A 13,135-nucleotide genomic window follows, 5' to 3' on the forward strand; every position below is an offset into this window, starting at 1 on the left:
AAGCGGAAAATGGACACGGTTCATATCATCGCTGTGGGCGCTTTTGGAATGGAAGTCGCCCGGAGGCTCGAAGCTAAAATGCAAGATGTCGTCATTACGCAAGCGGACGAAAACGGGATGTATTACCCTGCCGGTTGGCCGCATGCCCGGCTCCATATCGTGGCTTCATGGCGTCCGGTGTCCTCGCTTGGCCGATTAATGGACAAGCTGTCTGGCGCTTGGAGAACGCCATGGGTCCCGATCATCATGGATCATCCCGCCTTAACGATCGGTCCGGTCGTCGTACCCGGACAAGAAGGATGCTACACCTGTTTTTCCAAACGGCAAATTCAGCATGCTCCACACGGGAAGTATATTCTTGAGTCCCAGGATATATATGTCCGGGATTTCCGACTGGGTCCCCAAGGGTTCCTGCAAGCGCATGCCGGAATGGCGGTCCACTTGTTTTTGGATATCGAGCGCCGGATGCGGTGCAACATGAAGAATGAGGCGGGTACCGTCTACGAGATTCATGTGATCCGGGGAACGACCCGCAAAGGAAAAGTGACCGGGTTCCACGGTTGTCCGCATTGCGGCTTGCAAAGGGAGGAAACGACACGAAGCTATGACGTGCTGCTGGATAAGTATGAGTCCATATTTACTCAAGGGTGAGGTGCCGAGCCGATGATAACAGCCCATAAGATTGATGCGGTGCATATGGCCAACGCCATTCGGAACGATATGCAATTTCGTGTGCCGGTTTACCCGCGGTTTCTTCGGGAAGTCGCGATGCTTCCGCTTTCCGGCCAGAAATTTCTCTTTGAAGGGACGGAGGAACGGCAAGTTTTGGGCGGCAAATCGACCGGTACCCTTTTGCCGGTTTTATTGCCGCTGCTGGACGGGACCCGGACTCTGGACGACCTGCAACATGCGCTTCCTGCCTGCAGCAAGGAGGTTTTGTATCAAACCGTTGTTTTTTTGTATGCGCGGGGGTTATTGGAGGATGCGGCGGCAGATCACGCTATCGATACAAGCCGATACGACAAGGAGACGCTTAACTATTTTCGGCGGCATGTGGATACGACCCGAGTCAACCGAAGCGGGGCCGAGGCCATATACCGACTGTCGCAAGCGAAGCTGGAAATCTTCGCGCCTTCTCCATGGGGAAGCCTGCTTGAGCAGGAGCTCAGGCGGATCGGATTGATCGATGTTCGCGTTCGTTTGCCGGGGGAAGCCTTTCCTTTGGAGGGGGAGGCTTCGCTGATGGTTGTGTTTAACGACGGCTCTTTTCAGCCGGAGCAGATGCGGGAGCTGGATCAATTTTGCGCCGGGCATCGTATTCGCTGGCTGCTTAGCGAAGTATCCGGGGAAAAAGGGGAGCTGTTTTACTTCGAGCGGGGAGAGACCCCTTGTTATTGCTGTGTTGAGAAGGCTCACCCGCGCATGCATCGGACGATCAGGCAGGAATCCGACATGACGGAGTTCTGGGTCTGCGTCACCCTCCAGGAAATCATCTACTGCCTCAGCCGGATCAATCCTCTGTTTTCCGGACAGTATGTGTATGAACTCGATTTCGGGAATTGGGAAACCCGTCAGCTTCGATTGCCTTTTGTTCCCGGATGCCGCTGCCGTCCCATCGATCGTTTCATATGCGAAGAAGTGCCTCTGGCCGTCGTCTATGAACATTCGGTCGCTTTTCCATCGCACAACCTGACCACGCCCAAAAGTCATCAGATCCACTATAGAGCGAGCAATACCGAGCTGATACGAAGCTTTAAACGAGTTACGAATTTTCCCATGCTAGACCTGCCGCCTTACCGTGAGCTTCCAAGGCCAGAGAAAAGAACGCTGCCAAGCTTGGCGAACGGACAAACCTCGTCAACACTGTCCCCACCGGTTACGCTGCCTCAGCTTGCACTGCTCGCCCTGTACGGCGCGGGGATCAAATCACTGGAGAACGGACAAGTCAATCGATGGTCCGCCACAGGCGGCAATTTAGGCTCGGTCGAGCTTTATCTGGTCGTTCGCCGCGTGGAAGGGATTGGGGCGGGAGTATATTTTTATGAGCCCCAGAAGCATTCGCTAGCCTGGATCGAGGCGTTGTCCGGAGAACAAGCGGAGGCCCTGATTAGGGAAGCGGTTGAACCCGCAACGGGGAATGCGCCTGCCGTATTGCTCGTCGCGGCTTCCAACGTGGGAAAGGTATCCGTGAAATACAACTCCTTTAGCTATCGGATCGCATGCCTGGACGCGGGGGTCGCCTTGGCTCAGATGAGCGTAACCGCCAATGGTCTGGGCTTGCCTAACGAAGTGATTACCCGATGGGACGATTACGTTCTTGCCGACTGCTTGCGGCTTATGCCGAAAAGCGAGACGATTTCGGGAGTGCTGGCGATCTATTAGAAGGAGGTGCTTTTACTTGCGTTTCGAACCTTACCGGATTGTTACGGACTTGATTGAGGATACGAAAACGGCCTTGCCCAAACAAGCCTTTTCCGAAATCCCTCCGGCTTTATTGGGCGGAGAAGCGCGTTCGTTGGAGGTTCCTCCGCTCGTACCGTTGCGTGAAGGCTCTCCCGTCTATCGGGCGATCGAAGCCAGAGAAGCTCTCCGCCAGTGGAGCGATAGCCCTGTCGACAAAGCGGATCTCTTCACGATCCTGCATTCCGCTTATCAGGGAGACGCTGCCGATTGGCGGGAAGAGCACGAGGCCGGATTGGACATTGGCTTGGTCGTATACGTTAGCAATGTGGAAAATGTTGCTCCGGCGCTTTACCGGTACTGCCCGTATCGTCAGGAGCTGGAGAGGGCCGGAGCGATGGAGCCGGGAAAGCTGGAGCACATGGTTTTGCAGCGGGAATTTTCGTTAGCCCCGGCGATCGTCGTCATTACCGGAAAACTGGGTGCGGTCTTATGCCGGCAGGGCAGCTCGGGACATCGCCAACTGCTGGTGCGTGGAGGAATGGCAGCCCAGCGGATGTGGTTAGCCTCCCTGGCGTTAGGCTACGGCGGATGCATCTTTGCGGGGATCGTTCAAAAATATCTTTATGAAACCGCGAAAATCGACGGGTATCGAGAAATGCAGCTTGTCGCCTACGCTTTTGGCCATCTCCCTCAGGAAAGGAGGTGAGAACATGGAGAAGGAGCTGGAGCTGGATCTTTATGCGGAGGAGCTTTCCGAGCAAATGGATACGGCTATCATTCTAGGCTGCTTCGGGACGGCGGGCACCCTCGGTACCGGAGGCGGCTGCTTTGGTTCCGTAGGGACTTACGGCTGCCACGATTTTTAGGCGAACCGACGATAGTGTTTTAATCAAGGGAGGCGAGAGCTATGCAAAAGGAAATGGAGCTGGAATTGGATCTGGATCTGTATGCGGAGGAACTCACTGAGCAATTGGATGCCGCCGTCATCCTCGGTTGTTTGGGGACGGCGGGCAGTTTGGGGACGCTTGGGGGCTCCTTTGGCACCGCCGGTACTTACGGTTCCTGGTAACGGTTGTTTTAAGAAAAGAGCGGCTTAATCTTTGAATGAAGTTATCGAAACGGTGCTTCCAGGATGGTAAAGTTCTGGAGGCACTTTCCTTGTTCGTTTTTTATTCTCCGGACAGGAGGGGGACCCTAAGGAATGCAGGCGCAAAAGGTTCGGGAGCAGGCAGACGATCAGACCCGACTGGCGGATGGCGTTGAGCTTGTCTATGGAATGAATGATCAGCCCATGCTCTACAATCCCAACGCAGGAAATTATGTGAGAATATCTCCTCTAGGCATAAAAGTAGTGGAATGGATCAACCAGTCGCTTACCGTTGACGAGGTAATCGAGCGGTTGATGAAAGATTACCGTAAACCCTCCGAGGAGGTTAAGCCTGCGGTCGATAAATTTTTCGAACAGCTCAGACAGGCCCGCATGTTGAATACGGACCCGATTCCCCAGGAAGGGGTCCGTCGTTCCGTCGGCAGCTTGCAGAAGCGGCCTGTGCTTCGAATTCCGCTTATTACTTCCGCCAGGGCATTCCCCGCTCCGCTCGCGAATTGGCTGGAGCTTATACCGAGAAGCTCGCTCTATTTGGCTTGCGGCACTGTCGCTTTGCTGGCAGCTTGTATGGTTGCATTTTATTTCGGTTACCGCGGTTTTCCGGCGATATCCGGCAGTCTGTCCTGGCTGATTATTATTCCTGTGCTCATGTTTCACCTGTGCTTACATGAAATGGCGCATGCAGTCGTTCTGCAAAAATTTGGAATCCAAATTCGCCAAGCGGGTATCGGGTTGTTGTACTATATTTTTCCTATTGCCTATGTGGATACAACGGATACCTACCGATTGCGGAATAAATACGACCGGGCCATGGCAGCGTGGGTCGGGCCTGTTTTTGATTTGGCCGGAGCGGCAATATCCGCAGTAATTTCTCTTTCGAGCAGCGGTTGGTGGGGGGATCAGTTCCAGGTATTGCTGGGAATTCAATTCACGATCTTTTTGTTTAACGCCAATCCGCTGCTGCCCAGCGACGGACTCCGCACGATCGAGGCCCTGATGGGCGAATTCAATTTGCGAAGAAGGGCGCTCCATTATTTGCTCTGTAAAGCCGCCTTCCGACCCTTGCCGAATTATTTGGTTCATCTCCCTAGATCCAAAAAGATCCAGTATGCGCTTTATTCGACCTTGAGCATCGCCTACTTTATCGGCTTATTGTACATGATCGCCTTGTATTCCATAAAAGCCAGCCTGTCTTTTCAATGAACACGATTACGTTCTGCAGGACGGACGGCTTCTTTTTTTCATATCGCCGAATAAAAGGAGCGGACAGCCAATAGATTGATAAAGAGAAGATGGACATGGCCCCGGGGAAGACTGCCTGTCTCGCGGGCCGCTGTCGAGAACCGAAGCGTCCGACAAGGAGGGAACTGCCGATGCTTCATTTGGTCGCCTGTATCAAGCAGGTGCCGGATACGAAAATCATCAAGATGAACCCGAAAACGAACACGATGGACCGCTCCAGCGCGCCGGCCATCCTCAATCCGTACGATGCGCATGCCGTCGAAGAGGCGGTGCGACTCAAGCAGCGGTACGGAGGAACGGTGTCCGTCGTGACGATGGGACCGCCGCCCGCGGTCAAGGCAATTCGCAAATGCATCGAGATCGGCGCGGACGAAGGCTACCTGATCACCGACCGCGCATTCGCCGGGGCGGATACGCTGGCAACCAGCTATTCGCTGACGAAGGCGATCGACAAAATCGCCAAGATCAAGCCGATCGATCTGATCCTCTGCGGCAAAATGACCATCGACGGAGACACCGGCCAGGTCGGTCCGGGCATCGCTCGCAGACTGGATATTCCGCCGCTGACGAACGTCCGCAAGATCGTTGAAATTAACAAGGATGAAGGCTACGCCATCATCCACCGTAAGCTGGAGGACGGCTACGAGGTCGTAAGGTCGACGCTGCCGTGTCTGTTCTCCGTCGAAAAGGACATCAACGACATCCCGTATTCGCCGCTGCCCAACATGCTGCGGGCGGCGCGTTACCAGCCGGTCGTTTGGTCCGTGGACGACTTGGAGGACGTGGACCGCACGAAGCTCGGGCTCAAAGGCTCCCCGACGATCGTCGCCAAGGTATGGCCGCCGGAGAAGCCGAAGGGCGGAGAGCTGCTGGAGGGAACCCCTGCGGAACAGGCGGGCAAGCTGCTGTCGATTTTGCTGGAGAAAAAAGAGCTCTTCCGCGTCCAAAACGGAGGTGAAACCGGATGAACCTTCAGGATTACCGCGGCGTGTGGGTGTTCATCGAGCAGAAGAACGGCGCGATTGCGCCGGTGTCGCTGGAGCTGCTGGGGGCCGGGCGGAAGCTCGCGGATAAGCGCGGCGTGCCGCTGGCGGGCATTCTCATCGGCGACGGCGTCCGGCCTCTGGCCGCCGATGTCATCGCATACGGAGCGGATGCCGTTTACCTGTACGACAATCCGATCTTTCATTATTATCGGACGGAATCGTTCATGCGGGCCGTCATCGAAGCTTGCCAGAAGCACAAGCCGGAAATTTTCCTGTTCGGCGCGACATCGACGGGGAAGGACCTTGCCAGCGCCGTGGCGACGGATCTCGCGACGGGGCTGACGGCGGATACGACGCAGTTGGACGTCGATGCGGAGAGCGGGCTGCTGGAAGCGAGCCGACCGGCGTTCGGCGGCAACATTATGGCCACGATTTTGTGCAAAAAGGACCGCCCGCAAATGGCTACCGTGCGTCCGAAGGTCATGAAGCGGCTGGCCCCGGACCCGAAGCGCAAGGGGGACATCGTCGAGGAAGCCGTCTCCGTCCGCGAAGAGGACCTGCGCACGAAGGTGCTGGAGATCGTCCGCGATACGACGCAGCGGGTGCGGATCGACGAAGCGGACGTGATCGTCGCCGGAGGCAAAGGGCTCGGCGGTCCGGCCGGCTTCGAGCTGATTCACCGGCTGGCGGAAACGCTGGGCGCTTCCGTCGGGGCAAGCCGCGATGCGGTGGAGGCCGGATGGATTGAGCATCATCATCAGGTCGGGCAGACGGGCGTCACTGTGACGCCAAAAATTTATTTTGCCATCGGCATTTCCGGGGCGATCCAGCATTTGGTCGGGATGCAGAATTCGGGGCTCATTATCGCCATCAACAAGGACCCCGCCGCTCCGATCTTCGGGTCCTGCCATTACGGCATCGTCGGCGATGCGTTCGTCATCGTCCCGCTGCTGATCGAAGCGTTCCAAAAAGCGCTGCAAAGCGAGGTGCCTCAATATGGCTGAAAAATTCGACGTAATCGTGGTCGGCGCAGGTCCGGCCGGGACGTCGTGCGCCTATACGTTAGCCAAAGCGGGCGTAAACGTTCTGCTCATCGAGCGAGGGGAGTACCCCGGCTCGAAAAACGTCATGGGCGGCGTTCTGTACCGCAAAACGATGGAAGACATCATTCCGGGATTTTACAAGGACGCGCCGGTCGAGCGGCCGATCGTCGAGCAGCGGTTCATGATGCTGGATAAAGAATCGGCGGTCACCTTCAGCTACAAAGGGCTGGAGTGGGGGCAGGAGCCGTACAACAATTTCACCGTGCTTCGGGCCAAGTTCGACCAGTGGTTTGCGGACAAGGCGGTGCAGCAGGGCGCGCTGCTGATCAACGAGACGGTCGTGCTCGAATGCATCACCCAGGACGGACGCGTGGTCGGCGTCCGCACCGACCGCCCGGATGGAGACCTGTATGCCGACGTCGTGGTGCTCGCGGACGGCGTCAATTCGCTGCTGGCCAAGTCGCTCGGTTTCCATAAGGAGTTCCGTCCGGACGAAGTGGCGCTGGCCGTCATGGAAGTGCTGAAGCTGGACCGCAAAATTATCGAAGACCGCTTCGGTCTGGAAGGCGACCAAGGCTGTACGTTCGAGATTTTCGGCGATTCCACCCATGGCATTCTCGGCACGGCGTGGCTGTACACGAACAAGGACAGCTTGAACATCGGCGTCGGAGCGATGCTGTCCGGGCTGATCAAGCGCAAGCTGAAGCCGTACGAGCTGCTGGAATACGTCAAGACGCATCCGATCCTGCGTCCGTATATCCAGGGCAGCGAGCAGCAGGAATATTTGGCCCACTTGATCCCGGAGGGTGGCTACCGCTCCATGCCGAAGGTCGTCGGAGACGGCGTGATCGTGGTCGGGGATGCGGCTCAGCTCGTCAACGCCATTCACCGCGAAGGCTCGAATATGGCGATGGCGTCCGGCGTGCTCGCGGCGGAGACGATTCTGGAAGCGAAGGAAGCAGGGGACTATTCCGCCGCGCGGCTCGACAAGTACCGGGCTCGGCTGCTGGACAGCTTCGTCGGCCAAGACTTGAAGAAGTACAAGGACGCGACGCATCATTTTGAGAAATACCCGCATTACTTCGAAAAATATATCCCGCTCATGAACCGGGCGGCGGGCGAGCTGTTCACCGTCGACGGCACGAGCAAGAGGGAGAAGCAGCGCAAAATCTGGCAGGGCATCGGCACCGCCGGCGAGAAGTTCAAGATCGCCCAAGACTTGTTCAAGGCATGGAGGGTGATGAAATGAGCGACCAGCCCAAGGGAAAAGGGCAGACCATCGAGGAGAAGCAGTACTTGATCCGGTTCAAGGCGGATACGAACTCCCATCTTCACGTGCTCGACTACGATATCTGCGCGACGAAGTGCCCGGACAAGATCTGTACGATTTTTTGCCCGGCCGAAGTGTACAAATGGGAGGAGATCCGGATGCACGTCGGGTACGAGGGCTGTCACGAATGCGGAAGCTGCCGCATCGGCTGCCCGCATCAGAACATCAAATGGGAATACCCCAAGGGCGGTCACGGGATCATCTTCCGGCTGGGGTAGCTGCGCATGTTTGCGGTGGGGGATTGCGTCATCTTTATCCCGGACGGGGCGAGGGGAACGGTTGTTGCCGTCAACGGGTCGTTGTGTCACATCGTCTGGGAAGATTGGTTCACGAGCTGGGAGAAAGCCGAGGAACTGCGGAAAGAAGAAAAATGAACAAAAAAGAGAAGGAGCGCATCCTTCTCTTTTCGTTGTGTACTTTATTGTTTGCAGCATTTCGTTTAAGGCTTTGGCGGTCACCGTTTTTTGCACAATTTTATCCCCTAAAAAATGGAATGTATCCCTTACTGCCCTGCCGAAGCCATGGTTAAATGAGAGTACGAGCCCAGTTCGAAAGGGGGTGAGCCTGCCGCAGCCGTCGTCGTTTGGTGGAGGGTATTCCGGGTTTTTTATTCATATTTCAGGAGGGATTAATGAATGAGCTTTGCGCAAATCGCGCTTCGGCGCACCTTTAGGAAAGCGTTTTCTTTAACTGTAGTCGCTTTACTCCTGCTTAGTCTGATTCCGGCGATGGCGCTCGGCGCGAGCGAGTGGCAGCCGAACACCGCCTACAAAGCCGGCGAGGTGGTTACGTATGCGGGGCAGACGTACACCTGCTTGCAACCGCATACATCGCTGACCGGCTGGGAGCCGCCGAACGTCCCGGCCTTGTGGAAGGCCGGCGGCAGTGGCGGAACGGATACGCAGCCGCCGACCGCTCCATCCGGCTTGAAGGCGACCGGCAAAACGTCCAACAGCGTAACCCTCGCGTGGAACGCTTCGACCGATAACGTAGGCGTCACCGGCTACGACGTGTACAACGGGTCCGCGGTCGCGGCGAGCGTGACGGGAACTACCGCCACGATCGGCGGTTTGTCCGCGAACACGGCGTACACGTTCACGGTGAAAGCGAAGGACGCGGCCGGCAACGTATCTGCCGCAAGCCAAGCCGTCACGGTAACGACGGACCCGGCGTCCGGCGATACGCAGCCGCCGACGGCGCCGACGAATCTGGCCGTCACCGGCAAAACGTCCTCCAGCATCTCGCTGTCCTGGACAGCTTCCACGGATAACGTGGGTGTCACCGGCTATACGGTGGAGTACGGCTCCGGCAGCCTGAGCGTCGCGGGAACAACGGCGACGGTGGCCGGACTTGCCGCCGACACGACGTATACGTTCATCGTGAAGGCGAAGGATGCGGCCGGCAACGTTTCAGCCGGTGCGAGCGTGCAAGGGAAGACCGAACCGGCGCCGTCCGGAGGCGGAGGCAAGATCGTCGTCGGCTATTGGCACAACTTCGATAACGGGTCCTCGGTACTCAAGCTGCGGGACGTCTCGAAGAAATACGACGTGATCAACGTCGCTTTTGCCGAGCCGGTTTCTCCGGGCAGCGGCACGATTGCCTTTACACCATTCAATGCGACGGTGGACGAATTCAAAGCGGATGTCGCGTATTTGAAGAGTCAGGGTAAAAAGGTGCTGATCTCCCTCGGTGGTGCCAACGGCACGGTTACGCTGTCCGACGCGACGAAGAAGCAGCAATTTATCAGCACGATGACCTCGATTATCCAGACGTACGGCTTCGACGGCATCGATATCGATCTGGAAGGCAGTTCGGTCGCGCTGAACGGCGGCGATACGGACTTCAAAAACCCGACCACGCCGGGCATCGTGAACCTGATTGACGCTGTCCGTACGCTCAGCAGCACGTTCGGCAGCGGCTTCGTGCTGACGATGGCGCCGGAGACGGCGTATGTGCAGGGCGGGATGGGCGCTTACGGCGGCCCTTGGGGCGCGTATCTGCCGATCATCCACGCGCTGCGCGACAAGCTGAACTATATCCACGTTCAGCATTACAACAGCGGCTCGATGATGGGGCTTGACGGCCGCTCTTACGCGCAAGGCACGGCGGATTTCCACGTCGCCATGGCCGAGATGCTGCTGAAGGGCTTCCCTGTCAATAACAATGCGAACAACGTATTCCCGGCGCTGCGTCCGGAGCAGGTCGCCATCGGCGTACCTGCGGTGCCGAGCGCGGCGGGAGGCGGATATACGCCGGCGGCCGAGGTGCAGAAGGCGATCACGTATCTCGTCAAGGGCACGTCGTTCGGCGGCAGCTACAAGCTGCAAAACCCGGCCGGCTATCCCGGCTTCAAAGGACTCATGACCTGGTCCATCAACTGGGATGCGGCCAGCGGCTATGGCTTTGTCAACAGCCACCGTCCGTTCTTGGACGGCCTGAAATAACGATATTGGCGTAACTTAAAAAAAGCCTCCGGCTCCTATGGACGGGACTCAGCATCCCTAGGCTCGCCGGAGGCTTTATTCGTGCCACCGATCAATGACCGGCGGTATAAGTGTCGGGGGAAGCGCCGTCCAGAAACGGACTGCGCTCGCCGATGTGGTACACGTACAACTCGTGCATCGCCCGCGTGCAGGCCGTGTAGAACAGCTTGCGCTCGGCTTCCCGGCCGTATTGCTCCATCGAGGCGTTGTAGATGACGACCGCGTTGAACTCGACACCCTTGGCCAAGTACGACGGGATCACCAGCACGCCGGGCTCGAAGGAGGCCGTCTCCGTCCCGACGAGGCGAAGCGGGACCCCTGCGGCTTGCAGCGCGTCGCATGCTTCCCGGCTCTCCGCCGCCGTCTTGCAGATGACGCCGATCGTCTTGTGGCCATCCGCCAGCAGGGCCCGGATACGCCCGGCGACCTTGGCGCTTAGATCGGCCTGATCCGCCGCTTCCGTGACAACCGGCAGGCTGCCGCCGCGGTTGAACGGCTCGATGGCCGTGCCGTCCGCCAGCAGGCCGCGGGTGAACTCGACGATCTCCCGCGTCGAGCGGTAGCTTCGCGTCAGCACGTTCGTCTCCGTATGCTCCGGCCCGTACAGCGAAGTCAGCGGCGCGAAGCCGTCCGTATTGGCGGAGGCGTGCGCGTAGATGGCTTGGTTCCAGTCGCCAAGCACGGTCATTTTGCTGCGCGGGAACAGCCGCCGGATGAACGCGAATTGGAACGGCGTGTAGTCCTGTCCTTCGTCGATGAAGACGTGGCGGACCGTGTTGTTCGTCTGGAAGCCCTCGATCCGCTCCTTCAAGTACAAATACGGCGCCCCATCTTCGCTGGCCAACTCGCCGCGCTCCAGCTTCTCCGCCGTTTGCTTGCATATTTCCTCCCAATGCGGCGGCAGACCGGCTTCGGACGCAAGGTCCGCGAAGCGTCCCGGCTCGGCGAACAGCTGCCGGTACACGGCGGGAATGTCGATGAATTCGAGCCGCTTGGCGCTCACGCGGAGCGGTTTGAAATGCTCCTGGACGACCATCATAGCCAGCAGCTCCTGCTCGCGCTGGAAGTCGTTGAACGTGTCTTCGGCATACTGTTTTTTGCGCTGCAAATGATGGTAGGCTTGCAGGTACGCTTCCTTGTCGAGCAGCTCGATCTCGTCCTCGACCCACGGCTTGGACCGCTCCCGCCGCCCCAGCCGCTTCAGCTCCTTCAGCAGCCATTCGGAGGTCAGGATCATCCGGTTCGGAATCGGCAGCGCCGGATCGAGGCTGTAGAAATAGGCTGCGATCTGTCCGCCCGCGACGATAGGCTCCCCGCGGAAGCTCACGTCCTTGAACAGCAGCCCTTCTCTTCCGAGCCGCTCCGCATACCGCTCCAACATATGCATGAAGGAAGTGCCCGCTTTGAACAAAATCCCTTCGATTCGCGCTTCATAGCCGGGGTCTCCGGCCGCCGTCAGCGTGTACTCCGCTTGCTCGAACGGGTCTTCCACACGGAACGTGCCGCCGAGCCGGTGCTCCAGATATTCCTGGAACGTCGTCTGCTGCATGTTTTCCTCCCCGAGCTCGGGCAGTACGGTAGAGACGTAGCTGTTGAACATCGGATTGGGCGAGAAGAGCACGATCTGCTCCGCGCTCAGCGTTTCCCGGTACCGGTACAGGAGGTACGCGACCCGCTGCAGGGCGGCCGACGTTTTGCCGCTGCCCGCCGCGCCTTGCACGATCAGCAGCCGGCTGCGCTCGTTGCGGATGATCCGGTTCTGCTCCTTTTGAATCGTGGCGACGATGCTCTTCATCTGGGCGTCCGAGTGCTTGCCGAGCACTTCCTGCAGCAGCTCGTCGCCGATCGTGACGCCGGTGTCGAACAAGCTGCGGATGACCGCGTCGCGAATAATATATTGCCGTTTCAGCTCCATCTCGCCGGAGATGACGCCGCCGGGCGTCTCATACTGCGCCGGTCCCGGCGGGTAGTCGTAGTAAAGGCTCGATACGGGAGCGCGCCAGTCGTAGATCAGGAACTGCTCGCCGCTTTCGTCCAGGAACGATCCGATGCCCAGGTACACGGCTTCGGCGCGCCGCTCCCCGTCCTCCACAAAATCGATGCGTCCGAAATATGGGGTCGTCTGCAATCGTTTCAGCTTCGTCAGTTGCTTCTGGGCTTGCCGGTGGCTGTGCTCGCGGCCGGTGAGCACCTCCGCCTGCTGCTTGAGGCTTGCGTACGTTTCTATGACTTCGTCGGGAGCGTCCAGGTTGACGGTTACATCGTCCCAAAAATGCTTGCGGATATCGACGATATCCGACCTCAGCTCGCCGACCTCCCGCTGGAGGGTGTCGATGCGCTTGCCGATGTCCCGGGTTACCCGTTCGACCCGCTCCTGCTCTTCCTGCCACACTTGCTGCATGTTAACCACGTTACCGCCCCTTTTTTCAAAAGATTTGACAATCGCCGAGTGCATGTGTTATTATGATAGTGGGTAAATTTAAAGAGTGGAACCACAATATAGGTGGCGACCAATCTCCATTTTAGCATGGTTCTGCATG

Annotated in this window: 13 protein-coding genes; 12 read left to right on the plus strand and 1 reads right to left on the minus strand. The window is 58.0% G+C overall.

Translation table 11 applies throughout. The features are described 5' to 3' along the window. Window positions 1-9: 9 nt before the first annotated feature. The 12 genes from KQX66_RS27185 (at window position 10) to KQX66_RS27240 (ending at window position 10,556) form a co-directional block, all read left to right on the plus strand. The gene (locus tag KQX66_RS27185; protein ID WP_216796009.1) at window positions 10-651 is read left to right on the plus strand and encodes a TOMM precursor leader peptide-binding protein; all 642 of its coding nucleotides are present in this window, start codon (window positions 10-12) and stop codon (window positions 649-651) included. A 12-nt stretch (window positions 652-663) separates the two neighbouring features. Further along, entirely contained in the window at window positions 664-2,382 is a 1,719-nt protein-coding gene (locus KQX66_RS27190; RefSeq protein WP_216796010.1) for a SagB family peptide dehydrogenase, read from the plus strand. Window positions 2,383-2,398: 16 nt separating this feature from the next. Beyond that, window positions 2,399-3,109 carry a nitroreductase family protein gene (locus KQX66_RS27195; RefSeq protein WP_216796011.1) on the plus strand — a complete coding sequence of 237 codons (711 nt, stop codon included), beginning with the start codon at window positions 2,399-2,401 and terminating at the stop codon, window positions 3,107-3,109. Between the two features lie 4 nt (window positions 3,110-3,113). Further along, window positions 3,114-3,269, plus strand: a complete 156-nt coding sequence (locus KQX66_RS27200; RefSeq protein ID WP_157261643.1) for a thiocillin family RiPP — start codon at window positions 3,114-3,116, stop codon at window positions 3,267-3,269. Window positions 3,270-3,310: 41 nt separating this feature from the next. Then, a complete protein-coding gene (locus KQX66_RS27205) occupies window positions 3,311-3,472 on the plus strand; it encodes a thiocillin family RiPP (RefSeq protein ID WP_010500571.1) in 162 nt (53 codons plus the stop codon). 132 nt (window positions 3,473-3,604) lie between these two features. Next, entirely contained in the window at window positions 3,605-4,714 is a 1,110-nt protein-coding gene (locus KQX66_RS27210; protein ID WP_216796012.1) for a PqqD family peptide modification chaperone, read from the plus strand. 170 nt (window positions 4,715-4,884) lie between these two features. After that, complete coding sequence (locus KQX66_RS27215; protein ID WP_216796013.1) at window positions 4,885-5,721, plus strand: electron transfer flavoprotein subunit beta/FixA family protein; 837 nt, start codon at window positions 4,885-4,887, stop codon at window positions 5,719-5,721. After that, window positions 5,718-6,743 (plus strand): electron transfer flavoprotein subunit alpha/FixB family protein, encoded by a 1,026-nt coding sequence (locus KQX66_RS27220; protein ID WP_216796014.1) that lies wholly within the window; start codon window positions 5,718-5,720, stop codon window positions 6,741-6,743. Before KQX66_RS27215 ends, KQX66_RS27220 begins: the two co-directional genes overlap by 4 nt. Beyond that, window positions 6,736-8,031 (plus strand): FAD-dependent oxidoreductase, encoded by a 1,296-nt coding sequence (locus KQX66_RS27225; RefSeq protein WP_216796015.1) that lies wholly within the window; start codon window positions 6,736-6,738, stop codon window positions 8,029-8,031. Before KQX66_RS27220 ends, KQX66_RS27225 begins: the two co-directional genes overlap by 8 nt. Continuing rightward, window positions 8,028-8,330 carry a ferredoxin family protein gene (locus tag KQX66_RS27230; RefSeq protein ID WP_010500576.1) on the plus strand — a complete coding sequence of 101 codons (303 nt, stop codon included), beginning with the start codon at window positions 8,028-8,030 and terminating at the stop codon, window positions 8,328-8,330. Before KQX66_RS27225 ends, KQX66_RS27230 begins: the two co-directional genes overlap by 4 nt. Before the next feature lie 6 nt (window positions 8,331-8,336). Then, window positions 8,337-8,486 carry a hypothetical protein gene (locus tag KQX66_RS27235; RefSeq protein WP_216796016.1) on the plus strand — a complete coding sequence of 50 codons (150 nt, stop codon included), beginning with the start codon at window positions 8,337-8,339 and terminating at the stop codon, window positions 8,484-8,486. Between the two features lie 261 nt (window positions 8,487-8,747). Beyond that, window positions 8,748-10,556: a fibronectin type III domain-containing protein gene (locus KQX66_RS27240; protein ID WP_216796017.1), complete on the plus strand. Its 1,809-nt coding sequence runs from the start codon at window positions 8,748-8,750 to the stop codon at window positions 10,554-10,556. A 91-nt stretch (window positions 10,557-10,647) separates the two neighbouring features. Here the strand turns inward: KQX66_RS27240 and helD are convergent, their stop codons facing one another. After that, window positions 10,648-12,996, minus strand: coding sequence for an RNA polymerase recycling motor HelD (helD, locus tag KQX66_RS27245; protein ID WP_216796040.1), 2,349 nt, complete (start codon window positions 12,994-12,996; stop codon window positions 10,648-10,650). Window positions 12,997-13,135: the final 139 nt, after the last annotated feature.

Source organism: Paenibacillus oleatilyticus, from assembly GCF_018998565.1.
GTDB classification, from domain to species: Bacteria; Bacillota; Bacilli; order Paenibacillales; family NBRC-103111; genus Paenibacillus_G; species Paenibacillus_G oleatilyticus.